Annotated in this window: 27 protein-coding genes and 4 tRNA genes; 15 read left to right on the top strand and 16 right to left on the bottom strand. The window is 67.4% G+C overall.

Annotated features, from left to right (window positions below; translation table 11 throughout):
- Window positions 1-7: 7 nt before the first annotated feature.
- The 8 genes from pdxS to ACJH6J_RS19590 all read right to left on the bottom strand — a co-directional run bounded on the left by pdxS (window position 8) and on the right by ACJH6J_RS19590 (window position 8,132).
- Window positions 8-913: a pyridoxal 5'-phosphate synthase lyase subunit PdxS gene (gene pdxS, locus ACJH6J_RS19625; RefSeq protein ID WP_020101778.1), complete on the bottom strand. Its 906-nt coding sequence runs from the start codon at window positions 911-913 to the stop codon at window positions 8-10.
- Window positions 914-982: 69 nt separating this feature from the next.
- On the bottom strand, window positions 983-2,017 hold the full coding sequence (locus ACJH6J_RS19620) for an NUDIX hydrolase (RefSeq protein ID WP_209841214.1): 1,035 nt from the start codon (window positions 2,015-2,017) through the stop codon (window positions 983-985).
- Entirely contained in the window at window positions 2,017-3,147 is a 1,131-nt protein-coding gene (locus tag ACJH6J_RS19615; protein WP_135356932.1) for a glycosyltransferase family 4 protein, read from the bottom strand. Before ACJH6J_RS19615 ends, ACJH6J_RS19620 begins: the two co-directional genes overlap by 1 nt.
- Window positions 3,147-4,100 (bottom strand): phosphatidylinositol mannoside acyltransferase, encoded by a 954-nt coding sequence (locus tag ACJH6J_RS19610; RefSeq protein WP_135356931.1) that lies wholly within the window; start codon window positions 4,098-4,100, stop codon window positions 3,147-3,149. Before ACJH6J_RS19610 ends, ACJH6J_RS19615 begins: the two co-directional genes overlap by 1 nt.
- Window positions 4,097-4,756, bottom strand: coding sequence for a phosphatidylinositol phosphate synthase (gene pgsA, locus ACJH6J_RS19605; protein WP_135356930.1), 660 nt, complete (start codon window positions 4,754-4,756; stop codon window positions 4,097-4,099). The genes ACJH6J_RS19610 and pgsA overlap by 4 nt, the downstream gene beginning before the upstream one ends.
- A complete protein-coding gene (locus tag ACJH6J_RS19600; protein WP_244602313.1) occupies window positions 4,753-5,385 on the bottom strand; it encodes an HIT domain-containing protein in 633 nt (210 codons plus the stop codon). The genes pgsA and ACJH6J_RS19600 overlap by 4 nt, the downstream gene beginning before the upstream one ends.
- Entirely contained in the window at window positions 5,382-7,442 is a 2,061-nt protein-coding gene (gene thrS / locus ACJH6J_RS19595) for a threonine--tRNA ligase (RefSeq protein WP_406804414.1), read from the bottom strand. The genes ACJH6J_RS19600 and thrS overlap by 4 nt, the downstream gene beginning before the upstream one ends.
- A gap of 78 nt (window positions 7,443-7,520) precedes the next feature.
- On the bottom strand, window positions 7,521-8,132 hold the full coding sequence (locus tag ACJH6J_RS19590) for a PaaI family thioesterase (protein WP_135356928.1): 612 nt from the start codon (window positions 8,130-8,132) through the stop codon (window positions 7,521-7,523).
- A gap of 33 nt (window positions 8,133-8,165) precedes the next feature.
- On the opposite strand from ACJH6J_RS19590, the gene ACJH6J_RS19585 reads away from it, so the two are divergent.
- Window positions 8,166-8,663, top strand: coding sequence for a DUF1990 family protein (locus ACJH6J_RS19585; RefSeq protein ID WP_135356927.1), 498 nt, complete (start codon window positions 8,166-8,168; stop codon window positions 8,661-8,663).
- A 109-nt stretch (window positions 8,664-8,772) separates the two neighbouring features.
- On the opposite strand, the gene ACJH6J_RS19580 is transcribed toward ACJH6J_RS19585, so the two are convergent.
- On the bottom strand, window positions 8,773-10,014 hold the full coding sequence (locus ACJH6J_RS19580; RefSeq protein ID WP_135356926.1) for an HNH endonuclease signature motif containing protein: 1,242 nt from the start codon (window positions 10,012-10,014) through the stop codon (window positions 8,773-8,775).
- Window positions 10,015-10,253: 239 nt separating this feature from the next.
- Here ACJH6J_RS19580 and ACJH6J_RS19575 point away from each other — a divergent pair, with 239 nt between their 5' ends.
- Window positions 10,254-12,023: a bifunctional serine/threonine-protein kinase/transporter substrate-binding domain-containing protein gene (locus ACJH6J_RS19575; RefSeq protein WP_135356925.1), complete on the top strand. Its 1,770-nt coding sequence runs from the start codon at window positions 10,254-10,256 to the stop codon at window positions 12,021-12,023.
- 5 nt (window positions 12,024-12,028) lie between these two features.
- Here ACJH6J_RS19575 and ACJH6J_RS19570 read toward each other — a convergent pair whose 3' ends face one another.
- Window positions 12,029-12,805, bottom strand: coding sequence for a transporter substrate-binding domain-containing protein (locus ACJH6J_RS19570; protein WP_135356924.1), 777 nt, complete (start codon window positions 12,803-12,805; stop codon window positions 12,029-12,031).
- Window positions 12,806-12,850: 45 nt separating this feature from the next.
- On the opposite strand from ACJH6J_RS19570, the gene ACJH6J_RS19565 reads away from it, so the two are divergent.
- Window positions 12,851-13,294: a hypothetical protein gene (locus ACJH6J_RS19565; RefSeq protein ID WP_135356923.1), complete on the top strand. Its 444-nt coding sequence runs from the start codon at window positions 12,851-12,853 to the stop codon at window positions 13,292-13,294.
- Here ACJH6J_RS19565 and ACJH6J_RS19560 read toward each other — a convergent pair.
- A complete protein-coding gene (locus ACJH6J_RS19560; protein WP_406804413.1) occupies window positions 13,291-14,118 on the bottom strand; it encodes a class I SAM-dependent methyltransferase in 828 nt (275 codons plus the stop codon). The two genes, ACJH6J_RS19565 and ACJH6J_RS19560, sit on opposite strands and share 4 nt — an antisense overlap.
- Window positions 14,119-14,266: 148 nt before the next feature.
- Between ACJH6J_RS19560 and ACJH6J_RS19555 the strand changes: the two genes are divergently transcribed.
- Both ACJH6J_RS19555 and ACJH6J_RS19550 read left to right on the top strand, forming a co-directional pair.
- A complete protein-coding gene (locus tag ACJH6J_RS19555) occupies window positions 14,267-15,664 on the top strand; it encodes an NAD(P)/FAD-dependent oxidoreductase (RefSeq protein WP_135356921.1) in 1,398 nt (465 codons plus the stop codon).
- Window positions 15,665-15,670: 6 nt separating this feature from the next.
- Entirely contained in the window at window positions 15,671-16,243 is a 573-nt protein-coding gene (locus ACJH6J_RS19550) for a hypothetical protein (RefSeq protein ID WP_406802368.1), read from the top strand.
- Between the two features lie 3 nt (window positions 16,244-16,246).
- Here the strand turns inward: ACJH6J_RS19550 and ACJH6J_RS19545 are convergent, their stop codons facing one another.
- The gene (locus ACJH6J_RS19545; protein WP_406802369.1) at window positions 16,247-17,695 is read right to left on the bottom strand and encodes a PPE family protein; all 1,449 of its coding nucleotides are present in this window, start codon (window positions 17,693-17,695) and stop codon (window positions 16,247-16,249) included.
- Window positions 17,696-17,849: 154 nt separating this feature from the next.
- Here ACJH6J_RS19545 and ACJH6J_RS19540 point away from each other — a divergent pair, with 154 nt between their 5' ends.
- Window positions 17,850-18,587 carry a GNAT family N-acetyltransferase gene (locus ACJH6J_RS19540; RefSeq protein WP_135356919.1) on the top strand — a complete coding sequence of 246 codons (738 nt, stop codon included), beginning with the start codon at window positions 17,850-17,852 and terminating at the stop codon, window positions 18,585-18,587.
- Window positions 18,588-18,600: 13 nt separating this feature from the next.
- Here ACJH6J_RS19540 and ACJH6J_RS19535 read toward each other — a convergent pair.
- Window positions 18,601-18,675, bottom strand: a tRNA-Val gene (locus ACJH6J_RS19535).
- 290 nt (window positions 18,676-18,965) lie between these two features.
- Here ACJH6J_RS19535 and ACJH6J_RS19530 point away from each other — a divergent pair.
- The 4 genes from ACJH6J_RS19530 (at window position 18,966) to ACJH6J_RS19515 (ending at window position 19,606) form a co-directional block, all read left to right on the top strand.
- Window positions 18,966-19,038: transfer RNA gene (locus ACJH6J_RS19530), tRNA-Gly, on the top strand.
- 28 nt (window positions 19,039-19,066) lie between these two features.
- Window positions 19,067-19,140, top strand: a tRNA-Cys gene (locus tag ACJH6J_RS19525).
- A gap of 14 nt (window positions 19,141-19,154) precedes the next feature.
- Window positions 19,155-19,229, top strand: a tRNA-Val gene (locus tag ACJH6J_RS19520).
- A gap of 185 nt (window positions 19,230-19,414) precedes the next feature.
- The gene (locus ACJH6J_RS19515) at window positions 19,415-19,606 is read left to right on the top strand and encodes an excalibur calcium-binding domain-containing protein (protein ID WP_135356918.1); all 192 of its coding nucleotides are present in this window, start codon (window positions 19,415-19,417) and stop codon (window positions 19,604-19,606) included.
- A gap of 21 nt (window positions 19,607-19,627) precedes the next feature.
- Here ACJH6J_RS19515 and ACJH6J_RS19510 read toward each other — a convergent pair whose 3' ends face one another.
- From ACJH6J_RS19510 to ACJH6J_RS19500, 3 genes are read right to left on the bottom strand one after another with little or no spacing between them, the layout of a single operon-like run.
- A complete protein-coding gene (locus ACJH6J_RS19510) occupies window positions 19,628-19,840 on the bottom strand; it encodes a three-helix bundle dimerization domain-containing protein (RefSeq protein ID WP_135356917.1) in 213 nt (70 codons plus the stop codon).
- A 59-nt stretch (window positions 19,841-19,899) separates the two neighbouring features.
- On the bottom strand, window positions 19,900-20,379 hold the full coding sequence (locus tag ACJH6J_RS19505; RefSeq protein WP_135356916.1) for a DUF6653 family protein: 480 nt from the start codon (window positions 20,377-20,379) through the stop codon (window positions 19,900-19,902).
- The gene (locus ACJH6J_RS19500; protein WP_135356915.1) at window positions 20,376-20,972 is read right to left on the bottom strand and encodes a TetR/AcrR family transcriptional regulator; all 597 of its coding nucleotides are present in this window, start codon (window positions 20,970-20,972) and stop codon (window positions 20,376-20,378) included. The genes ACJH6J_RS19505 and ACJH6J_RS19500 overlap by 4 nt, the downstream gene beginning before the upstream one ends.
- 530 nt (window positions 20,973-21,502) lie before the next feature.
- On the opposite strand from ACJH6J_RS19500, the gene ACJH6J_RS19495 reads away from it, so the two are divergent.
- The 5 genes from ACJH6J_RS19495 (at window position 21,503) to ACJH6J_RS19475 (ending at window position 24,634) form a co-directional block, all read left to right on the top strand.
- A complete protein-coding gene (locus ACJH6J_RS19495) occupies window positions 21,503-21,823 on the top strand; it encodes a hypothetical protein (protein WP_135356914.1) in 321 nt (106 codons plus the stop codon).
- 110 nt (window positions 21,824-21,933) lie between these two features.
- Complete coding sequence (locus ACJH6J_RS19490; protein ID WP_135356913.1) at window positions 21,934-22,458, top strand: hypothetical protein; 525 nt, start codon at window positions 21,934-21,936, stop codon at window positions 22,456-22,458.
- An 18-nt stretch (window positions 22,459-22,476) separates the two neighbouring features.
- Window positions 22,477-23,130, top strand: a complete 654-nt coding sequence (locus ACJH6J_RS19485) for a DedA family protein (RefSeq protein WP_135356912.1) — start codon at window positions 22,477-22,479, stop codon at window positions 23,128-23,130.
- A gap of 52 nt (window positions 23,131-23,182) precedes the next feature.
- Window positions 23,183-23,962, top strand: coding sequence for a Clp protease N-terminal domain-containing protein (locus ACJH6J_RS19480; RefSeq protein WP_135356911.1), 780 nt, complete (start codon window positions 23,183-23,185; stop codon window positions 23,960-23,962).
- 123 nt (window positions 23,963-24,085) lie between these two features.
- Window positions 24,086-24,634, top strand: coding sequence for a hypothetical protein (locus ACJH6J_RS19475; RefSeq protein ID WP_135356910.1), 549 nt, complete (start codon window positions 24,086-24,088; stop codon window positions 24,632-24,634).
- Window positions 24,635-24,639: the final 5 nt, after the last annotated feature.

Here is a 24,639-nt window from a genome sequence, read left to right as displayed (position 1 = left end):
GTTGGTTTTACCAGCCACGCTCTGCGAGCCGATGAGGCTCCGGCACGTCCTCCACGTTGATGCCGACCATGGCCTCACCCAGACCGCGCGACACCTTGGCCAGCGTGTCCGGGTCGTCGTAGAACGTCGTGGCCTTGACGATGGCCGCGGCACGAGCGGCCGGGTCACCCGACTTGAAGATGCCCGAACCGACGAACACGCCTTCGGCGCCCAGCTGCATCATCATCGCGGCGTCGGCCGGGGTGGCGATGCCACCGGCGGTGAACAGCGTCACGGGCAGCTTGCCGGCCCGCGCGACCTCGACCACCAGCTCGTACGGCGCCTGCAATTCCTTTGCGGCAACGTACAGTTCGTCCTCCGACAGCGACGTCAGCCGACGGATCTCGCCGCCGATCTTGCGCATGTGCGTAGTGGCGTTGGAGACGTCACCGGTGCCGGCCTCACCCTTCGAGCGGATCATGGCCGCGCCCTCGTTGATGCGACGCAGGGCCTCACCCAGGTTGGTGGCGCCGCACACGAACGGCACGGTGAACTTCCACTTGTCGATGTGGTGGGTGTAGTCGGCCGGGGTCAGCACCTCGGACTCGTCGATGTAGTCCACGCCGAGGCTCTGCAGAATCTGCGCCTCGACGAAGTGGCCGATGCGGGCCTTGGCCATCACCGGGATGGTGACGGCGTCGATGATGCCCTCGATCATGTCCGGGTCGCTCATCCGCGAGACGCCACCCTGCGCGCGGATATCGGCGGGCACGCGCTCGAGCGCCATGACGGCTACGGCGCCTGAGCCTTCGGCGATGCGCGCCTGCTCGGGTGTTACGACGTCCATGATGACGCCGCCCTTCAGCATCTCGGCCATGCCGCGCTTGACCCGGGCGGTGCCCGTCTGACCGCTGTTGTCCGCTGCGGTATCCACTGCAATCTCCCTCAAGAATTTGGTACCCGCCAAGTCTAGTGGCCGTACCAAATCGGTTATCCGCGCAGGTCAGCGGATGGTCTGCGGCGCCGGGCCGGCCATCGCCGCCGGAGCCTTCCCGTCCGCCAATTCGCCTGCGAGGGAAAGGTATTCGCCGAGCTGCAATGGGTAGACAGTCTCACCATCGGCGGCCAGCCGGGCGATGACCGCCGCGTCGCACCAGCGGTGGGCGTGGATCGACTGCCGTTCGACCGTGGTGTGACCGGTGGTCACCGGCTCGAATCGTGAGGTGCGGTACACGAAGAAGAATTCCTCGCTGCGGATCACAGACCCGTTGAACTCGAACACCGCCTCACGCCGCCACACCGGGCCGATCAGATCGGCCGGGTCGACCTTCAGCCCGGTCTCCTCGGCCACCTCACGGGCTGCCGCGTCGGGCAGCGATTCGTCCGGTTCGACCGCTCCCCCGACGGTGAACCACCACCGCGGCGCCATCAGCGGGTCGGCGGCCGGGTCGCTGCCGCAGAACAGCAGCACCTGCCCGTCCTGGTCCAGCAGCACCACGCGGGCCGACGTGCGTCGTCCCACCGCGCCGGGCTCGTGCCGCGACGCCCGCTCGACGATCTCGAAATACGTTGGCATGGCCGCGGTTCCACCCAGGTGCAGCCAGCGCACCAGGGTGCGCTCGCGCAGGGCGAGGGTGTCGCGCACGGCGTCGTTGTGGAAGCGGCGGGCCAGCAGTACCCGGGCCTCGGCGTCGGCGAGCTCGGCGACCAGGGTGACCGGGATGGATGCCGGATCGACCTGCGCCAGGGCTCCCGACAGTTCGTTCTCGGCGGCCTCGCGGGCCGCGCGCGGTGCCCGCTCGGCTTCGTCCGCCAGCGCCGCGAGACGGCGGCCCGCCGGCCGGGAACCGTACGCGTCGGCGGCGACGGCCCGGGCCACCACCGCGCGCCGGGCCAGCGCCCCGTCCAGAGCCTGCCACGACAGGTCGTAGCGGACGTGCAGCCGGTCGAGCCGATGCGCGGTCTGATAGGCCCACACGACGGTGAACAGGACCGTGAGCACCAGCAAGACCAGTGCGACGATCAGCAGCCAGCTCATCAGGCCTCCACCCTGACCTTGATCCCCGATCCGGCCACCGTCTCGTAGACCAGCATGATCTGCTGCGCGACCACCGACCAGTCGTATCGCCGCACCGCCTGGGCGGCCGCCTCGGCGTACCGGCGGCGGGCGGCGTCGTTCGACAGCATCTCGACCAGCGCTTCGCCGAGGGCTTCGGCGTCGTCGACCGGCACCAGCCGGCCCGCCGCACCCTGGTCCAGCACGCGCCGGAAGGCGTCCAGGTCGCTGGCCACCACGGGTGTACCCGCGGCCATGGCCTCGACCAGCACGATGCCGAAGCTCTCGCCGCCGGTGTTCGGGGCGCAGTAGACGTCGGCGCTGCGCATCGCCGACGCCTTCTCGGCATCATCGACCAGACCGAGGAACCGCAGGTGCCCCGCATGCTCGCCGACGGTCTCCTTGAGTGCCTCCTCGTCGCCGCGGCCGACGACCAGCACCTCGACGTCCGGGCAGGCCGCCACGAGCTTGGGCAGCGCGCCGACGAGCACCTGCATGCCTTTGCGCGGCTCGTCGAACCGGCCGAGGAACAGCACCGTGCGGCCGGGCCGCGGATAGCCGGGCAGCAGCGGCGCGTTGTCGAACGCCGACACGTCGACGCCGTTGGGAATCTCGACAGCATCCGAGCCAAGGGCTTCCATCTGCCAGCGCCGTGCCAGATCGGACACCGCGATGCGACCCATGATCTTCTCGTTCCAGGGCCGCAGAATTCCCTGAAAGACGTTGAGTGTCAACGACTTCGTGGTCGACGTATGGAACGTCGCGACGATCGGGCCGTTGGCCACCATGAGCGCCAGCAGCGACAGGCTCGGGGCATTGGGCTCGTGCAGGTGCAGTACGTCGAAGTCGCCCTCGACGATCCAGCGCTTGACCATCCGGCGGGTGGCCGGCCCGAATCGCAGCCGCGCCACGGACCCGTTGTACGGGATGGGCACGGCCTTGCCGCCGGAGACGACGTAGTCGGGCAGGTCGGCGTGCGTCTCGGCCGACGAGGGCGCCAGCACACTGACCGTGTGGCCGTAGCCGCGCATCACCTCGGCCAGTTGCAGCACGTGTGCCTGAACGCCGCCCGGTACGTCGAACGAGTACGGGCACACCATGCCGATGCGCATCAGTCGTTCCCGGCCAACCGGGCCCGACGTTCCTCGGACAGGTCGGCCAGCCACTGCGGTTGCAGCATGTGCCAGTCCGTGGGGTGCGCGGCGATGCCCGCTTCGAAGCGGGTGGCCAGAGCCTGCGTGATGGTCGCAACGTCGCCGCTCGAGGTGTCGACCGGCCCGGAGATGTCGAACTGCCAGTCGTTGGGCTTGTTCCAGCAGTGCACGGTCAGCAGCGTCGCACCGGTCTTCAGCGCGAGCTTGGCAGCGCCGGCGGGCATGCGGGTCGGCTCGCCGAAGAGGTTGACCTGCACGCCATTTCGGGACAGGTCCCGGTCGGCCATCAAGCAGACGATGCGGTTGGCCTCCAACCGCTCGGTCAGCACGTCGAACGGCGGGCGCACTCCCCCCGTCAGCGGCAGAATCTCGAATCCCAGCGACTCGCGGTACTCGACGAACCGGTTGTACAGCGACTCGGGTTTGAGACGCTCGGCCACCGTCGTGAACTTGCCGTACTGGTGCACCACCGAGACACCGGCCATGTCCCAGTTGCCGCTGTGCGGCAGCGCCAGGATGACGCCGTTACCGTTCTCGAGCCCGCGGGCGATGTGGTCGGTACCCACCAGGCAGTGCCGGAGCCTCTCCCCGAGCGTGCGCTGGTTCATCGACGGCAGCCGGAAGGCCTCCCGCCAGTAACGGCCGTACGACGCCAGCGAGGCGCGGATGACGCGGCCCGGCACCTTGGCCGGCCGCACACCCAGCACGCGGGCCAGATTCTTGCGCAGCTGCTCGGGACCACCGCCGCGCGCCGCATACAGCGCACCGGCGTCGAACATGTTGCGGGCGGCGAACTCCGGCATGGTCCGGATCAGCCCCCAACCCGCGGCATAGCCGAGGTCCTTGAGCTGCTCGCCCATCGGGACGTCGAAACCCCCGAAGGACGGCACACCGCCGGTGGGGACGCTCATGGCTGCTCCTTCGACGGCGCACTCGACGGCAGCGGCTGGTCGGCGCCCGGCGAACGGCGCACCGAGGCGACCCGCTGGCCCAGCGTGATGATGCTGGCCACCGCCAGCAGCCACATCGCGATGGGCAGCGCCAGCGGCAGCGGATGGATCGGCAGGTCCGAGAAGCCGGCGCCCACCAGGACGATGATCAGCCGTTCGGGGCGTTCGATGAAGCCGCCGTCGGCGTTCAGTCCGCTGGCTTCGGCACGGGCCTTGATGTACGAGATGACCTGCGAGGTGACCAGGCAGATCAACGTGGCGACGGCCAGCGGCTTGTCGTGCATCTCGAACGCGATCCACCACAGCAGGCCGCAGAACACGGCGCCGTCACCGATGCGGTCACAGGTCGCGTCGAGCACCGCACCGAGTCGCGTGCCGTAGCCGCGTTCGCGGGCCATGGCGCCGTCGAGCATGTCGGCGAGCACGAAGAACCAGACCACCAGGGCGCCGTACCAGAGGTGCCCCGTCGGGAACAGCGTCAGCGCGCCGACGACCGACGCGGTGGTGCCCAGGACGGTGACGCTGTCCGGCGTCAGGCCGATGCGCAGCGCTCCCCGGGCCAGCGGGCGGCTCAACTTGGTGTAGGCCGCGCGGGTCAGGAGGTAGAAGTCGCTCACGGGGCGTCCTCAGTCCTTCCCGTCGCTCCGCTCGCCCCTGCCCCGTCCTGCGCCGCCCACTCGTCGGCCAGCAGCTTGCGGGTGTCGCGCAGCAGCTGCGGGATCACCTTGGTACCGCCGATGACGGTGATGAAGTTGGCGTCGCCGCCCCAGCGCGGCACCACGTGCATATGCAGGTGGTCGGCCAGCGAGCCGCCGGCCGAGGTGCCCAGGTTGAGCCCGACGTTGAACGCGTGCGGGTTCGAGATGGCCTTCATCACGCGAATTGCCTTCTGGGTGAACGCCATCAGCTCGCTGCTCTCGGCCTCGGTCAGGTCCTCGAGCTCCGACACCTTGCGGTAGGGCACGACCATGAGGTGTCCCGGGTTGTACGGGTACAGGTTGAGCACCGCGTACACCTGCTCGCCGCGCGCGACGATCAGGCCTTCCTCGTCGGACATCGTGGGAATGTCGATGAAGGGCTGCTTCGAGCCCGCGGACGTGCCCTCGCCGCCCTTCATCGGAGCGTCGACGATGTAGCTCATCCGGTGCGGCGTCCACAGCCGCTGCAGGTAGTCGACGTCACCGACACCCCGGTCCACAATGGCGTCTCCGACGCCGGGGTCCACGATGCTCCGATCCTCGGTCACGCCTGTGCGCCCCGCGCCTCGTTCACCAAATCTGCCGTCGGGAAAGCGTTTTCGCGACGCGCGATCCACCCGGCGATGAGATCGACGGCCTCGGCCACCGGGACGCCGTTGACCTGGGTGCGGTCACCGAACCGGAAGGAGACGGCACCCGATTCGATGTCCTTGTCACCGGCGAGCAGCATGAACGGCACCTTCTGATTGGTGTGGTTCACGATCTTCTTCGCCATCCGGTCGTCGCTGCCGTCGACCTCGACGCGAATGCCGCGCGACTTCAGTTGCGCCGCAACGTCGTACAGGTAGTCGAGGTGCGCGTCGGCGACCGGGATGCCGACGACCTGCACCGGTGCCAGCCAGGCCGGGAACGCGCCGGCGTAGTGCTCGGTGAGCACGCCGAAGAACCGCTCGATGGACCCGAACAGCGCGCGGTGGATGAGCACCGGACGCTGCCGGCTGCCGTCGGCCGCGGTGTACTCCAGCTCGAACCGGTCGGGCATGTTGAAGTCCAGCTGGATGGTCGACATCTGCCAGCTGCGGCCCAGCGCGTCCTTGACCTGCACGGAGATCTTGGGGCCGTAGAACGCCGCGCCGCCCGGGTCGGGCACCAGGTCCAGTCCGGAGGCCTCGGCGACCTCGCGCAGGGTCTCGGTGGCCTCGTCCCACAGCTCGTCGGAGCCGACGTACTTGTCCGGGTCCTTGGTGGACAGCTCCAGGTAGTAGTCATCCAGGCCGTAGTCGCTCAGCAGATCCAGCACGAACTGCAGCAGCGTGGTCAGCTCGTCGCGCATCTGGTCACGGGTGACGTAGATGTGCGCGTCGTCCTGCGTCATGCCGCGCACGCGGGTCAGGCCGTGGACGACGCCCGACTTCTCGTACCGGTACACGCTGCCGAACTCGAAGAGCCGCAGTGGCAGCTCGCGGTACGACCGCCCCCGCGACCGGAAGATCAGGTGGTGCATGGGGCAGTTCATGGGCTTGAGGTAGTAGTTCTGCCCCGGCTTGCGCAGCGTGCCGTCTTCGTTGAACTCCGCGTCGATGTGCATCGGCGGGTACATGCCGTCGGCGTACCACTCCAGGTGACCCGAGGTGATGTACAGCTGCTCTTTGGTGATGTGCGGGGTGTTGACGAACTCGTAGCCGGCTTCCTGGTGCTTGCGGCGCGAGTAGTCCTCCAGCTCGCGGCGCACGATGCCGCCCTTCGGGTGGAACACCGGCAGGCCCGAGCCCAGCTCGTCGGGGAAGCTGAACAGGTCCAGCTCCACGCCCAGTTTGCGGTGGTCGCGGCGCAGCGCCTCCTCGATGAGTTCGAGGTGCTTGTCGAGTGCCTCCTGCGACTCCCAGGCGGTGCCGTAGACGCGCTGCAGGCTGGCGTTCTTCTGGTCGCCGCGCCAGTACGCGGCGCTGCTGCGGGTGAGCTTGAACGCCGGGATGTGCTTGGTGGTGGGGATGTGCGGGCCACGGCACAGGTCGCCCCAAACCCGTTCGCGGGTACGGGGATTGAGGTTGTCGTAGGCCGTCAGCTCGTCGCCGCCGACCTCCATGATGTCGGCGTCACCGGACTTGTCGTCGACCAGTTCGAGCTTGTACGGCTCCTCGGCCAGCTCTTCGCGGGCCTGCTCCTTGGACTCGTACACGCGGCGGTCGAACAGCTGACCATCCTTGATGATCTTCTGCATGCGCTTCTCGAGCTTGGCCAGATCCTCCGGCGTGAACGGCTCGGCGACGTCGAAGTCGTAGTAGAAGCCGTCGGTGATCGGCGGGCCGATGCCGAGCTTGGCCTCCGGGAACAGGTCCTGCACGGCCTGGGCCAGCACGTGGGCGCACGAGTGGCGGATGACGCTGCGGCCGTCCTCGGTGTTCGCGGCGACCGGGATGACCTCCACGTCGACGTCCGGGGTCCAGGACAGGTCGCGCAGGCGGCCGTCGGCGTCCTTGACGACGACGATGGCGTCGACCTCGCCGCGCTGCGGTAGCCCGGCCTCGCGGACCGCGGCGCCGGCGGTAGTCCCGGCAGCGACCCGGATCGGGGCTGCTGGTGCGGGGCTGGCGACGGCGGTCATCGAGACACTCCTACTGGTTAGGTGACGATCGCGACCATGCTATCGGCACCGGTCATCGCTTCGCGGGCCAGCGCCGCCTCAAGGCTGACCCGGCTTGAGCCTGACGAAGAGGGCCTCGGCGTCGGCGAGCACCGTGTCGCCGTCCAGCAGCGCGCCGGTGATGAAGATCTTGCGGCCCTCGACGCGCTCCAGCGTCGCGGTGGCGTGCAGGTCTTTTTCGACCGGGACGATCTGCCGATAGTTGATGTGCAGGTAGGCGGTGCGCTGGAACGGGCTGTCGGTCAGGCGGTAGGCGGCATGCCCCAGCACCGAGTCGAACAGCAGCCCGATGGACCCGCCGTGCGCGGCACCGTTGCGGCCGAGGTGGAAGCGCCGGAAGCGGACGGGACCGGCGATCCGGCCGTCATCGGTGACCTTGAGATCCGACGGCACGTTCAGGACGTTGCCGCGGTTGGGCAGGTCGAGCCGACGGCCCGAAGGTGAGTGCCACTCGTCGGCGCGGTACGGCGCCAGCAGGGCGTTGGCTTGTTCGATGAGGTTCGCGGCCTCGGTGATGACGTCGTCCGGTGCATCAGCGCCGCGCGCGTGGTCGCCGGCCATGCGGACGGATTCGACGAACCTGCCGTAGTCCGGGCCGCCCTGGGTGGTCGGTTTGGGCGGGTTGAATCCTCCACCGGCATGCTTATCCACCTGTTTCTCTTATCACGGTGGCAAGGTGGCCCTATGCGACTGAGCGACCTGGCCGGGCTGGCATTCACCTACCCCGACGTCGGGGCGACCGCCGGCGAACTGCCGGAGGGCTACCACCACGTGCACGCGGAGGCCCGGATCGGTTCGGGTCGAGCACGATTCGACGAGGCGGCCGGCGCGGTCCTGCGGTGGGGTATGCAGCGGGGTGTCGGCATGCGGGTGGAGGCGACCACCGTCACCGCCGCGGCGGGCACCGACATGCTGGGCCGTCTCGGACCCGTGCAGGTCCCATGCCGCGTGGTGTACGTCGTCGACGAACCCGACCGGCGCGGATTCGCGTACGGGACACTGCCAGGTCACCCGGAATCCGGCGAGGAACTGTTCAGCGTGCGCTACGACCCGGCCACCGACGCAGTCTTCGCCGAAGCGACAGCGTTCTCGCGGCCGGCGCTCTGGTGGAGCCGGCTTGGAGCTCCGGTCTCACGGGTCGCCCAGCGGGTGATCGCGCAGCGCTACCTGCGCGCCGTTTGAGCGATCGGGCGGCTCGGCCGGTGCGCGGGCCTGCCGCTCCGCCGCTGAAGCGGCAGGCCCGCGATGTGTTGTCACTGTTGAGTTGTCAAGGTGCGCAATGCTTTGCGTGCTAGGCAGCTGCGTGGTCGAGGTGCATGGTGCGGCGGTTGTAGGCGGGGATGGGTTTTCGGTGTGGGTCGACGGCCGCGGGTGGGATGAGCCAGGGGTGTTTGTCCAGTCCCATGACCACATCCCAGCCGTCGTGGTGAACGTTGGCGTGGCAGGCCGGGCACAGCAGACACCCGTTGGCTAGTGATGTCTCACCGTGGTGGGTCCAGTGGATGATGTGGTGGGCGTGGGTGCGTCCGGGTGGGGCGCCGCATTTGATGCAGCACTGATCCCGCAGATACAGCGCTTTGCGCAGGTGCGCCGGGAACAACCGCTTCTCGCGCCCCATATCGAGGGGTACGTGTTCGCCGTCGACGATGATCGTGGTGACGGTGGTGTCGCAGCAGATTCGTTCCAGGGTCATGGTGCTGATCGACCCGATGAATTCCAACGTGGCCAAATCCGGGGCGTCCGCCGGGACGGTCACCAGTAGCTGCGTGCGCGGCGCGGAAGCGACGTCCCCGCCGCGGGCCGCGATGTCCAACACCGCCTCCAGGGCATCAGCCCGCCGCCTGCCCGCCGTGCGGATGTCGGGGGTGCCGTCGGATTCGGGCCGCGGCGCCGACCCTTGTTCGATCGCCGCGATGTACTTGGCCCCGACTTCGGCATCCAGGTCCGCGCGGATCTGCACGCGCCCGTCGCTGGTGATGCGGTGGTCGGCGGTGTTGATCGACCGGTCCTCGGCAGCCGGCAGCCCGCCTCCGGCGGCGGCGACCCGGTTGCCCAACCGGCGGGCGCGTTTGTCGATGTCGGCGGGGGTGGCGCCGGAGAAGAACTGCCCCAGCAGATCGGTCACCTGCGCGAAGCGGGCGGCGTCGTCGACCGGTCCGGGTGCGCGGGCGCGTATGTGGTTGATGCCCTTGACGATCGCATCGACATGTTCCCCGGAGATCGCGCCGTCGGCGGCGTGGGCCGCCAATGTGGGTAATGCCGGTAACGCGGCGCCGACCCGGACCAGCCGCTGCGCGACCGACGGGGCACACCCCAACGCCATCAACAGCTCCCGCGGTGTCCGGCCCTGCGCGGCGGCCGCCCCGCGGCGATCCAACACCCCGGTCACCGTCGCCGCCAGATAATCGACCACACCCCGGATGAGCAGCAGCACCCGCATAACCGCGACGGCATCGTCGCGGCACATCTCGTCGGGGACCTGCACGCCACGGAGGGCGTCGAGGCTGGTGCTGAGATCCGGTGCGATTCCCATGCCCAATTGTATCGAACACATGTTCGAATCACAATGCTTCTACTGATTCAAACTTCTGACAGGCAGCGGAGGCACTGTTGCAATGGCGCGCGTCGGCGGGACCGAAGAGGGGCCAACGCGACACCTCCGGCCGATCAGCCCGCACACCCCCTGCCAGACGACCTGACTGTGATTCACCCAGCCACTGCTGACCACGTGTTGTAGCTTTCACACGAAACTGACACGCCAAGGAGTGCTGGGTGGAGCCGACGCGATTCGGGCAGTACGAGCTGCGCGAACTGATAGGCCGCGGCGGCATGGGCGAGGTCTACGTCGCTTACGACACGAATACCCAGCGCACCGTCGCGCTCAAGGTGCTGCCGCCGCACCTCGCCAAGGACCCCGTGTTCCAGGAGCGGTTCAAGCGCGAGTCGCAGGCCGCCGCGGGCCTCAACGAGCCGCACGTCGTCCCCATTCATGGTTACGGCGAGATCGACAGCCAGCTCTATCTGGACATGCGGCTCATCGAAGGCCGCACCCTCGCCGAGATCCTGGCCGACACCGAGCATCGCCCGAGCCCCGAATTCTCCGTCCGAATCATCGAGCAGATCGCCGCAGCCTTGGATGCCGCGCACGGAACCGGGTTGATCCACCGGGACATCAAGCCCTCCAACATCCTGGTGACCGATCACGACTTCGCCTACCTGATCGACTTCGGCCTCGCCCGCACCGCCGGTGAGCACGGATTGACCACGGCCGGAAGCACTCTCGGCACCTTGGCGTACATGGCGCCCGAGCGGTTCGAGGGCGGCCAGGCCGACCCCCGCTCGGACATCTACGCACTGACCTGCGTGCTGTACGAATGCCTCACCGGCCGGCGGCCGTACCCGGCCGACAGTCTCGAGCACCAGATCGCCGGGCACGTCAGCGCGCCCGCGCCGAAGCCCTCTGACGTCGACCGGCGGCTCGCGGCATTCGACGACGTGATCGCCAAAGGCATGGCCAAGAAACCCGGCAAGCGCTACCAGCACGCCGGTGAACTCGCCGCGGACGCCCGCGCCGCACTGAGCGCGCAGGTCCGCGTATCGGGCCGCACCGGCACGCGCACGGGCTCGGGACGCCATGCGGTGCAGACCGACGAACCGAAGCGCCGCACCCGGCAGATCGTCGTCGCGGTCGGCGCGGTGATCGTGCTGGCCGCCGGCGCGGGAACGGCATGGCTCTACTGGTCCCGGCAACACCAGGTCGGGCCGTCGGGTTCGGTGCCGTCGATCGCCGCCAAGCTACCTGCCGATCTCAAGGATTCGGGCCGACTGGTCGTCGGAGTCAACATTCCTTATGCGCCAAATGAATTCAAGGCGCCCGACGGCAAGTTCACGGGCTTCGACGTCGACCTGATGACGGCGGTGAGCCGGGTCCTCGGGCTCGAGCCGGAGTTCCGGGAGATCGGCATCTCCAAGATCGTCGCTTCGGTGCATGACGGCATCATTTCGGTCGGGGCGTCCTCGACCACCGACACCAAACAGCGGGAGAAGTCAGCCGACTTCGTGACGTACTTCAAGGCCGGCGTGCTGTGGGCCAGGCGGGCCGGATCGAGTGTGGATCCCAACGCGGCGTGCGGATTACGGGTGGGCGTGCACCTCGGCTCGGTCGAGGAGACCGACCACCTGCCGGCCCGCAGCGCGGCATGCGTGGCGGCCGGCGTGGCACCCATCGAGATCGTCCCGATCGCCGGCCAGGACGGCGTCACCGCTGCACTGCTCGCCGGCACCGTCGACGCCATGGCCGCCGACTCGCCCGTCACCGGCTACGCCATCAAACTGAGCGGCGGCAAGCTGGAAGCGGCCGGCGGCATCGTCGATGCGCAGCCCTACGGGTGGCCGGTGGCCAAGGGCTCGTCGCTCGCTGCCGCGTTGCAGGCGGCGCTCAAACATCTGATGCAGACCGGTGAATACCGGGAGATCGCCACCAAATGGGGTGTGGAGATGGGCATCATCGACAAACCGGTCATCAACGGCGCGCTGCGCTAGGCCGGCTACTTCGGCCCGATGTCCGCACCCAGCCACCTGCGGCTGACCGCCGCGTAGCTGCCATCACCTTGAATAGTGCTGAGCCACTTGTTGATTCGCTGTTGCAGCGACACGGCATCCTTGGGCATCAGGTAGGCCTTCTGCGCGACGGTGAACGGCTGGTCTGTCGACACTCCGCACAATTGCGGATGTTGCGTGACCTGCCAGCGGATTTCGCTGCCGTCGGTGATCATGACGTCGGCCTTGCCCTCGATGACCTGATCGAAAATGGTGTTGTTGTCCGGATATTCGATGATGGTGGCGTGTTGCAGATTGGCGCGGTCGAATTGTTCATTGGTACCGCCGGGATTTGCGACCACTCGCACTCCCCCACGGTCGATGTCGGATAGCGAGCGGTACTTCGCGGCATCGGCGCACCGCACTATCGCAGCTTTACCGTCGCGTAGATACGGGTCGGAGAACAGCGCCTTGGCGGCCCGGTCTGCGGTGACGCTGATGCCTCCGACCGCCAGTTCACATTTCTGCCCCAGGTCGGCCATGAGCGTCGGCCAGGTGGTGGGCACCAGATGCAGGTCCACACCGGATTCTCGGGCGAAATCCCGGACCAGATCGATGTCCATGCCGCTCCACTCGCCGGCGGCGTCACGGTAGGTGAACGGGCGATAATCGCCGGTGCTGCACACCGTCAGCGCCTTCGGCGTGGATTTCTCCTGCGGCGAGCTGCATGCTGCCACCACCGCCACGACCAGCACCGACGCCGCCGCGAACACTGTGCGTCTCATGCAGCCAGACTCTCATGCGACCACCAACTCGCCTACGCTGGCTATATGCGTCGAATCGCGGCACTCGCAGTGGCAGGCGTACTGCTCAGTGCCTGCACGCAGACCGTGCCGGGACAGGCCGGCGCGCCAGGTGACCTCAAGTGGCAACGCCCCATCACCGATTCGGTTTCCAGCCTGGGCGGCACGCTCGGCACGGTCGGGGAAGCCATGACCGCGCACGACTTCGTCGCCATGTCGCGGGATTGCACGAAACTGCAAGGCACGTTGGACGATCTCAGCAAGAATCTGCCGACTCCCGACGCGGACGTCAACTCGTCGTTGCAGGACAGCATCGACAACTTCCGGTCGTTCGCCCGCGTCTGCACGATGATGACGCCGGGCACGGCGGACGCGTCGCTCGACCAGCTGAGCGGCTACCTGGACCGCGGCGACAGCTCCATGCGAAAAGCCTTGCAGCAGATGGGCATCGAGCTGCCGGCTGCCCGCTAGCCGGCCGGTTTGTAGGCAACCAGCCCAACGGCCGCCAGATCCGCGCGATGTCGTGCATAGGACACCCGCAACTGCCTGACCCGGCGACGGGCTTCCGGATGCCCCGCGAGCTTCGCGACGAAACGGATTGCGCCCCAGACACCTTCGTCGGCGATCTGGCGTCGCAGCGCCAGCGGTGAGGCGCGCGCGATCCGCACCCGCTCGACCGTCAGCCCCGCATCCGCCAGCAGTTGCTCCCACCCTGCCACCGTCAGCGGCCGGATCTTGGTCAGCGCGGCGCCGGCCAACTGACCCGCGATGTCGGCAGCCTCGGCGTGGGTGTCGGGCGCCATCGCCAATTCGTGCACCGCATAGCGACCACCCGGGCGCAGCAACCGCGCGGCTTCCGCGACGATCGCCTCTTTGGCGTCCGCGTCGTGCAGGGTGAGCAGCCACTCGCCGATCACCACATCCGCGCTGCCGTCGGGCAAGCCCGTATGTGCGGCATCGCCGACCCGCACATTGTCTTGCCCCGCCACCAGAGCGGCGGTGTCGGCGGCATCACGGTCCTGTTCCACACCCAGGTACGAACGCGGGGCACGGGCCAGAATCTCGGCCGCGGTACGCCCCATGCCGGGCGCGAATTCGACGACATCGGCATTGCTGACGTCCACATCGTCCAGCAACGCGCGCGTCAAATGCATGCCGCCGGGCCGCAATACCCGTTTCCCGAGTCTGGCAAGGAGCCAATGCCCGGCCACCGTGAAGTCGCCCCGGTCCGCTCTCGGCAGTGCCGGCGGGATCGGGTGCGGTGGGGCGTAATTGCCGTAGTGCCAATGGTTCATCGTTATTGCGATTCCCGCTCAGCCCGCCCGCAAACGTGTTCCGGCCAATGGCGTTCCACCGCAGGTCAACCCGTTGCCGCCCATAGTTCGTCAACTCCCAGTATGTTGGCCCTGTCGTTCGGTCCTACGTTGTGCCCGAAGGAGCCACATGACCATCGCGTCCCAGCGTCATCGCGTCGTCGTCATCGGATCGGGATTCGGTGGCCTGCAGGCCGCCAAGGCCCTCAAACGTGCCGACGTCGACATCACCTTGATCTCACGCACGACGACCCACCTCTTCCAGCCGTTGCTGTACCAGGTCGCCACCGGCATCCTGTCCGAAGGCGAGATTGCGCCCACGACGCGACTGGTCCTGCGCAAGCAGAAGAACGTCACGGTCCGCCTCGGCGAGGTCGAGCACATCGACCTGAAGGCACAGACCGTCACCTCCAAGCTCATGTCGCAAGTGACGGTCACGCCGTACGACAGCCTTATCGTCGCGGCCGGCGCCCAGCAGTCCTACTTCGGCAACGACCACTTCGCGACGTTCGCGCCCGGTATGAAGACCATCGACGACGCCCTCGAACTGCGCGGTCGCATCCTGGGGGCGTTCGAGGCCGCCGAGGTGGTCACCGACCCGGCGGAACGCGACCGCCGGCTGACGTTCGTCGTCGTGGGCGCCGGGCCGACCGGCGTCGAACTGGCCGGGCAGATCGCCGAGTTGGCGGAGCGCACCCTGGCCGGAGCGTTCCGCAGCATCAAGCCGCAGGACTGCCGCGTGATCCTGCTGGACGCCGCGCCCGCGGTACTGCCCCCGATGGGTCCCAAGCTCGGCGCCAAGGCGCAGAAACGCCTGGAGAAGCTCGGCGTCGAGATCCAGCTCAACGCGATGGTCAGCGACGTCGACTACAAGGGCATCACCGTCAAGGACAAGGACGGCACCGAGCGCCGCATCGACTGCGCCTGCAAGGTCTGGTCGGCCGGTGTGCAGGCGAGCCCGCTGGGCAAGCTCATCGCCGAGCAGTCCGACGGCACCGAGACCGACCGGGCCGGGCGCGTCGTGGTCGAACCCGACCTCACGGTCAAGGGGCACCCGAACGTCTTCGTCATCGGCGATCTCATGGCCGTCCCAGGCGTGCCGGGCATGGCGCAGGGTGCGATCCAGGGCGCCACCTACGCCGCCGACATCATCAAGCGGTCCCTGGCCGGCCAGGACGACCCGGCCAACCGCGAGCCCTTCAAGTACTGGGACAAGGGCAGCATGGCGACCGTGTCGCGGTTCGACGCGGTCGCCCAAGTGCCGGTGCCGTTGACCAAGAAGAAGCTGGAATTCGCCGGACCGTTCGCGTGGCTGTCGTGGCTGGTGCTGCACCTGGTCTATCTGGTGGGATACAAGAACCGCGTGACGACACTGTTCACCTGGTTCGTCACCTTCCTGGGCCGCGGGCGCGCGCAGATGGCGATCACCAGCCAGATGATCTACGCGCGCACCTCGATGCAGCTGCTGCAGAACCAGCTGAACGCATTGGCCGCAGCCGACAAGGTCGAGAAGAACGAATCCGCCTAGACGCGCATGGAGATCCGTTGGAACACAGACCATACGGAACGGCTTCGCCGCGTTGTGGTCGGCTGGGACGGCACCGAGGCCGGTGCGCCGTGCTTCCCGCCGGGCTGGGAACCTGAGCCCGACGATCTGCACCTGCTGCGGATTGCAGCTGCCCACGGCGGGTGCGCGACCGGCACGTATCGATATCGGCGACCCCCGGCCGATATCGGATATTCGCCGTTTGTCGCGCAGCTGACCGACGAAGCGGACTTCGACTTCACCGACCGACACCGCGCCCTACTCGCGCGAATGAGCTGGGAGCTGTCGGATCCCTACGACGACGAGGACATCCCCGGCGCCGACCCCAAACGGCCGTACGGCGACTTCACCTTCTACCAGATCGAAATGGCGCTGACGCTGGGCCTGATCCCGGCGCAGAAGCCGCCCGACCACGATCCGATGACGCCCGAGATCGCGCAAGCCATGACGGACCTGCATTTCCAGATGCAGCCGGCCCTGCAAATCTTCCTGCGGCACTTCGATATTGACGATGGTCGGGTGTTCCGCGGTGAGGAGTGGGGCGGCTGGGTGTCAGCCTGACCGTCAGTCGGCGTGATCGGGACTCCAGGTGCTCGGCAGCATCGGCGCACGCGCGCCGTCGCCGAACTGGTCGCCGGGCACCGCCGTCAATCCGGCCGGGGTCGTTCCCGCCCTCGATACGGCTCCGGTGAACCCCATAGGGCCGGCGCCGCTGTCCGATGCGCCGGATGCCCATTCCGGGGCGACGTCGAGGTCCATATATTCGACAGCGTCACCTTCTTGTTGGCGTCGGCGCGCCTGCCGGGCCGCCGCCGCAGCAGCCGAGGCTTCTCGGGCCGTCGCGGACTCCCGCGCCGACGCGGCGGCGTCGACACGCGTCTGACGCTGAAGCCACGCGCTCGCGCCGATTCCCGAACCGTCACCGACCGCATACGGGAAGCCGGGGTCGCCCACTGGCGGCGGTGCACTGGGTGCCGGTGTGGCGGGCGACGACACCGTGCCGGTCGGCGCCGGTGCAGAGGCACTTGCCGGGCCGGACGCGGGGGCGGCCGTTGACACCGGACTCGGCGTCGGGGCCGTGGCGATGGCGGGCATGGGCGTTTCCTGCGCCGCGGGCAGCGGCTCCGCACCGATCGCCGTCGGGGGCACCTGGATGCCCGCCAGCCCCGCGAAACCGGCCACCCAACCGAGGTTGGCGATCGCCAGGCCAAGTGCCGGCTGAATCAACGCCGGCGCGAACTGGCCCAGCACCGAAGCCAGTTGAGAGGCATGGAAAGTCACGTCCGCCAACACCATCGGCAGATTGGTCAGCAGCGCGGCGGGGTCGGTCAGCAAGTTGTTCCACAACAGTTCGAGGTGCTCGCCCATCTCGGCGCCGACGTCGAACCACCATTCCAGATCGGTCGGGTCCAGATCGCCGTGGCCATGGTCGTGGTCATGGTCATGGTCGTGGTCGTGATCGTGGTCGTCGTGCGCCACGATCTGCGGTGCGGGCGTGGAGTGCGGCGCGGATGTCGTTGCCACCTCAGAAACGGCTTCGTACGTCGCCATCGCGGTCGCGGCCTGTACCCACATGCGGACGTAGTCGGCTTCGGTGACCGCGATGGGAATCGTGTTGATACCAAAGAAGTTTGTGGCCACCAGTGCTGCCTGCGTGGCGTGGTTGGCGGCCAGTTCGGCGAGTGTGGGCATCGTGGCCAACGCGGCGCTGTAGGCGCCGGCGACGGCCTCATGTCGGGCTGCGCGGGCGTGGCTTTCCAGGCCGCTCTGGGTCAGCCACTCCAGATACGGAACGTGTGCGGCCACATATCTCTCGACGGTCGGCCCCTGCCACGCTCCCGCGTGCGTAGCCGCGAGGACGGCCCGAAGCTCCTCGGCGACTGCCGTGTAGGTCGCGCCGAGCGAGGACCATTCGGCGGCGGCCGCGAGCAATGGACCCGGACCCGGACCGCTGCTGAGCAGTGCCGAATGCACCTCCGGCGGCGACGCCATCCACACCGGCATTGCCATCACGCATCCCCCGCCCCGTTAACGATAATGAAAACTATATTCATTAAGGCTAGCAGGCGGGTGCCGCAGTCCGAGAAAATGCGTTGCCGATCGAGCGAAGGCTCTGAAAGATGCGACTTGTCCAGGTCAACCCGCCAGCGCCCCCGGGAGTTCAGCCGTGTCCGACTTCTCGCCGGTCATCACCGACTACTGGGCCGCCGCATTCAGCGGAAAAACGTTGCACACCAACGAACATCTGACGATCACCGTCAACCCCGACCGCGCCCACGACGATCGCGCCGCGATCCTGCGGACGGCCGACGACGACCTGGTGTCGATCGCCGTGAGCCCCGCTGTCGCCGACGCGCTGACCAATGACATTGCCGCACTCGGCAATCCGACCGAGGCCGACATCAGAGCCACACTGGCCACCCGGGGCGTCATGCTGAACGGCGCCGACAATGTGTTTTATCTCTCAGAATCGGCGGCCGACGACATTCTCCGCGACACCGGATCAGCAAACGTCCGCCCACTGACCGATCGCGACGCCGACATCTTTGCGTCGTTCAAAGCGGCTGTGCCGGAACGGGACTGGGACGAGGCGTACGTCGAGCTCGACCACTGGGCCGTGTTCGGCGCATTCGACGGACACGGGCGCCTCGCCAGCATCGGCAGCATGTACCCGTGGGACGACGTGGTTCCGCTGGCCGACATCGGAGTACTGACTCTGGACTCCGCACGAGGCCGAGGACACGCAAACACGTTGGTACGTGAGATGTTTCGCTACGCGCTCACGCAGGGATTCGAGCCGCAATACCGATGCCGGCTGGACAATGCCGCCTCGATCAAGCTGGCCGTCAGTGTGAATCTGCAGCAGTTCGGGCAATGGGAAACCGTCATGCCCGACGATGCGTGACGGTGGGATTGTGTGGTGGTCCCGACTGGGATCGAACCAGTGACCTTCCGCGTGTGAGGCGGACGCTCTCCCCCTGAGCTACGAGACCGGGGAATCTCACCGACCGGATCGGTGCGACGACAGACACTAACACGTCCCGCGACCCGAACGGGAATCGCGTCCCGCCGACGCCGGACCACGCCCGCCGGGACCGACCGAACCCACCACCACGCCGCCTCAGGAGTCACGGGACACAACGCCCGAAACACCGGCCAAGACGCCGTCACCTCTGCGAACCAGGCCGTTTACCAGCGGTTTTCACGCGATTTGTATCTGCTCGCATTCGTGCACTAATGTCTTGCATCGCAACGGACGAACAAAGTTCAACCGGAGCGAAACGCGGATGTAGCGCAGTTGGTAGCGCATCACCTTGCCAAGGTGAGGGTCGCGGGTTCGAATCCCGTCATCCGCTCGAAGGTGCGAATGGCATCAGCCCCAGTGGTGGAGTGGCCGAGTGGTGAGGCAACGGCCTGCAAAGCCGTGCACACGGGTTCGATTCCCGTCTCCACCTCCAAGAGTTTCAACCCGGCGCGATTAGCTCAGCGGGAGAGCGCTTCCCTGACACGGAAGAGGTCACTGGTTCAATCCCAGTATCGCGCACCAGAGTTTCACGACAGGCCCGGTTTTCGAATCGGGCCTTTCTTTTACCCGCACCCAGCAACCCGCAATATATTCGTACCATCGCGCTGTTTTTCCTCGAATCCACGTACAGGCCAGTGATGATGGCTGTAACGTCCAGCTCGCAATATCGGCATATTGCCGAACCGAGCTAACTCTCCGAGGTCGAAATGTTGCGTGCGTTGATCGTTGCTGCCCTGATCACCTCTGCCGGCGTGGCCATCGCCCCCGTCGCGCAGGCATCCGGATACAAGAACTGTTCGGCAGCTCATGCCGACGGTCGGTACAACATTCCGCAGGGCGATCCCGACTACAAGGCGTCCCAGGACCGCGACAACGACGGCATCGCCTGCGAGGGCTGAGCGGAGCCCGCCGCCGCGGGCTCAGACCGCGGCGGCCCGCAGGCCTTCATCCAGTTCTTCACGGACGTGCCGCTCGACAAGAAGTGGCACAAAGTCCCGCACCGTGCAGGACGCAAAGCCTTCATGCGCACGCCGAACCGCGGTGGCAATCTGCGCGGGATCAAGGGCCGGATAGCGCGCCGCCAGGCGTGCCACGACGTCGTCGATCGCTCGCTCTTCGCTGAACTCGCGCATCGACATATTCTCGCGCAGCGCTCCCCCACACGATGCCGAAACGAGATAACAGAGTCCGGTCACCGACCGGCGGCCACCTCGTCGTAGAAGATGCCCAGCCGGTCGATCCGCCAGAGCTGCCCGTACACCACCAGGACGGCGCCGAACACGGTCGGCCAGATGAGCAGCGCGCCGAGCCCCCACGTCAGCAACACGGCACCGGTCACCGCGCCGGCGACCCAAATTCTTTGGACGACAGCGAATCCCGCCGGCATCTGCGACCGGTCCTGCATCCACAGCCGCTCGCCGTAGATGCCGCGGGAGGACCAGGCGACCGGCTTGTCGACGGGCGCGAACGCGTGCGGGTTCCACCACAACCACGCGATGACCACGCCGACGGGCACCAGGGCCCACCAGCCGATCCAGACGCGACTCCAGATCGCGAGCATCATCAGCGGGATGGCGGCGAATCGCGTCCACACGCTCCATGGGTTGGCGTGGCGCCGCCAGGCCTCGTCGCTCATGCCCGCGGCGCGGGCGTACTTGTCCAAGAGCTTCATCGCAGCATTCCCCTCGCCAGAGTTCGGATGGTCGCCTCGAGCACGTCGTCGTAGCCGGCGCCGAACCGGTCACGGTTCATCACCAGCAGACCGACGGTCCGGATGACGCCCAGCAGGGTGTCCGGGGCGATGTCGTCGACCAAGACGCCATCCCGCTGGCCGGCCGCGAGGTAATCGAGCACCGGGCTGACGATCTGCGGCATGACGCGCGCGAGTTGCTCGGGCCCGACGCGGCGGCTGACCGCCGTCAGCTCGTCGGCATGCGTCAGCAGCCTCCGATAGAACGGATCGTCGACGAGCACATCAGTGATGGCACGCATGAGGCAGACGAGGTTCTCCTCGTCGACCGACCGACCCAGCACCTCTCTGAGCCGAGCTCCCATCCGGGGCGCCCGCCGCAGCATCACCTCGAGATAGAGCGACTCCTTCGAGTCGAAGAACGCGTAGAAACTGCCCTTGGCGATCCCCGCCGGCCGGACGAGTTCATCCAGCGACGTCTTCTTCAGCCCTTGGGCGGCGAAGAGCTGCTCGGCCGTATCGACCAGGGTGCCCGCAATGCGCGCCTTCTCGTCGGACGTGAACGCCACCGCCATAGCTATGACTCCTTTGGTCAGACAGTCATAGCCTACGTGTTTGCAGCCCTCTCCGCCAGGGCATCCCACCACCACTCAACGCCCCGAAGGCGCTGTCACAGTGAACGCTGAAGGATTTACCTCAGCCGGTGCGTAACGATTTACTGCCGACCTTCGATGAACTAGCTCAGGACGGTGCTACCAATAGCCATCGGCCGATGTTGACGGATCCGCCAGCTAATTCACCGCGGACACCTGCGCAGCCGCGCGCACCGGTCGGCGGGCCGCCTACTCAATTGACGTAACGACACCGGCATCAGCGCAGTTCACATCACTTGCCGCCCAAATCTCCGCGATCGGCCGAGTGAATCCGCCCCGTGCCACACCAGCCCCATCAGGCAACAGGCGGGCCGACTCGTACTTTCAGTCAGCAAATCCAAATCTGTTACATCAACATTTCAGCAAAGTTCGCTCAATTGGTTGCGCAATGCCCGAATGTGGACTACAAATGTTTGCTGTAAGCGAGTTTCGCTCCAGGAGGGACACCAACCATGGCTAACATCACCACTCGCATCGCAGGATCGATTGCTCTCGCTGGAGGCGCCGCGGTCATCGCGCTCGCCGGTGCGGGCTCAGCTGCCGCAGACACCACGCCCGACCAGCAGATCGGCCAGTTCGGTACGCAGATCAACCAGGCCCTCGGCCAGTTCGGCACCCAGAACTTGCAGGCCCTGGGCCAGGCCGGCACGTGGTACAACCAGGCCGCCGGCACCGCGGGCACCTACTACAACCAGGGCGCCGGCCAGCTCGGCACCTACACCACGCAGCAGCTCGTCGGCCTCGTCGGCGGCGTCTTCGCACCGCAGCACTGATCTCGCGAGAGACATTTCAGGGCGTGGGCCGCAACGGCCCACGCCCTGCGCTGTTTTCTCCGCCACTCAGCGCCCCACACACATTGCTAGAAGAGCTAAACTTTGTCGTCATGAGCTCAAAGACGTCGATCGCCGCCGCCGCGGCACTGGCCGTGGTGAGCTGGGGCGCATCGACGGCGGTTGCCGTGGCCGACCCCACGCCCGCTTCCCCGGGTCCCGCGGCTCCCGCCGCAGGCCCGAAGACCAGCATCGACGGTGACGGGCTGTTCATCGTGGGCAAGGACATCGCGCCCGGCACCTACGCCACCGCCGGACCGGTCGGCGACAAGCGCTGCTACTGGCGGCGGATGAACAACGTGGACCCGCACGCCAAGAACAACGTCATCGACAGCGCGATGACCGCCAAGGCGCAGGTCGTGCTGATCGATGAGACCGACAAGGCGTTCAAGACCAGCGGCTGCCAGCCGTGGCACGTCACCGATGCCGCGCCGGACTCCGCCGGACCGGGTCCCAACATTTCGCCGCAGGCGCGCGCCGCGATCGCGATTCTCGGCACCCTCGGCGGAGGCGGCGGCGCTCCGGCGCCGGCGCCCGCACCCGCACCGGCGGCGCCCGCACCTCCAGCTACGCCGTAGTAGTGCATCCTTAGCGGCATGGACGTCGACGCGCTGCTGCAATCGATCCCGCCGGTGGCGGTGTATCTCGTGGTCGGGCTCGTGATCGGGCTCGAAAGTCTGGGCATTCCCCTGCCGGGCGAGATCATTCTGGTCACGGCCGCCGTCATGTCGTCCCGCCACACGCTGGACATCGACCCGATGGGCGTCGGACTGTCCGCCGCGGCCGGCGCCATCATCGGCGACTCGATCGGCTACAGCATCGGCCGCCGGTTCGGCATGTCACTGTTCGAACGCCTGGGCCGGCGGTTTCCCAAACACTTCGGCCCCGGCCACGTCGCACTGGCCCGCCGACTCTTCAGCCGCTGGGGCGTCTGGGCCGTCTTCTTCGGCCGCTTCGTCGCACTGCTGCGCATCTTCGCCGGGCCGCTGGCCGGGGCGCTCAAGATGCACTACACGCGCTTCCTGGCCGCCAACGCGGCCGGCGGCATCGTGTGGGCCTGCGGCACCACGGCCGTCGTCTACTACCTGGGCGTGGCCGCCGAGAAATGGCTGGCCCGGTTCTCCTGGGTCGCACTGCTGGTCGGTGGCCTGCTCGCCCTGACCGTGACCATCGTGCTGAAAGAGCGCACCGCCAAGGCGATCGAGCAGTTGGAAACCGAGCACGACTGGGACACCCTGCGACAGTCGTAGCTTCCGTCAACTTGCGGTTGACGAATTCCATGCGTCAACCTACGGTTGACGCATGGCCACATCTGCTGAATCCGCGCACACCTCCACCCCCAATCCGATCGCCGGCACCATCCGCCTCGACGACCTCATCGAGGCAATCAAGAAGGTGCACACCGAACCGCTCGACCAACTCACCGACGCGATGCTCGCCGCCGAGCATCTCGGCGACATCGCCGACCATCTCATCGGCCACTTCGTCGACCAGGCCCGCCGCTCGGGAGCGTCGTGGACCGACATCGGCACCAGCATGGGCGTCACCAAACAAGCCGCCCAGAAACGCTTCGTCCCCAAGGAACCCCGATTCGACACCATGGATCCCAAGGACGGGTTCAGCCGCTTCACCCCGCGCGCCCGCACCGCTGTCGTCGAAGCCCAGCAGGCCGCGCACACGTCGCGCAGTGCCGAGATCACCACCGACCATCTGTTGCTCGGGCTGCTGACCGACCCGGGTTCACTGGCCATGGTGCTGCTGAGCAACCAAGGCGTCACCGCGGACCAGATCCGCACGGCCGCCGCCGTGCCCGTCGGCACTGCCGAGCCCAAGGCGCTGATCCCGTTCGACGGCGCCGCCAAGAAGGTCCTGGAACTGACGTTCCGCGAGGCACTTCGATTGGGGCACAACTACATCGGGACCGAACACATCCTGCTGGCTTTGCTCGAATCCGAGGACGCCGACGGACCCCTGCACCGGCTCGGTGTCGACAAGGGTCGTCTCGAAACCGAGCTCGAGAAGATGCTCACCGACTTCGTCGCCGCCCAGCAGTCGGCCGGCGAGCAGTCCGGGCCCGCGTGAGTGTCCACTGACAGGGACAAAACGTCCCACTGGCCTCGGCCGAGTGGCGAGATCTACTCCATTCCGGCGAGGTCATGATGGCGGTATGCCATCATGCGATGCAGTCATAACGGAGAGGACGCGATGAGCACGGGCGTGAATGGCAACAGGACCTACCGCTGGCTGGCGGGTTTGCTCGGCGCGTTGACCCTGCTGGCGGCCACGCTGGCGCCCGCCGCGGCGGCCGAGACGAGCATCGGCAACCTCGGCCAGACGCTCCGCGTCGACTACAAGGGCCTCGTCGCGGACGTCACCGTCCACAACGTGCTGCCGTCGGACGAACCGCCGGGCTGGACCTGGAACGGCTCGCCGCGCTGGCGCGCCCAGGGCGGCCCGTGGAAGGCCGACGTCACCGTGCACGTCATCGCGACGCCCAATCCCCACTGGATGGCCACCGGGGTCACGTTCAGCGGCGTCACCCCCTACGCCGACGCCTACGCCTCCAAGCACACCGACGACCCCAACGCGCTGGAACTCAAGCTGCTGAGCGCGCCCGCGGGCTCGACCGTCGACGGCGTCGTCTACTGGGACGTCTACCGCGGCTTGGTGACCAACGTGGTCATGCTCAACCCGGCCACCGGCACGCACCTCGCGCAGTGGAACATCTGGCAGCCGGGCGACCAGCTGCCCTGAGACTC

It is taken from the genome of Mycobacterium sp. SMC-18, assembly GCF_045310895.1.
Lineage (GTDB): Bacteria > Actinomycetota > Actinomycetes > Mycobacteriales > Mycobacteriaceae > Mycobacterium.
This window is presented reverse-complemented; position numbering and strand designations above follow the sequence as displayed.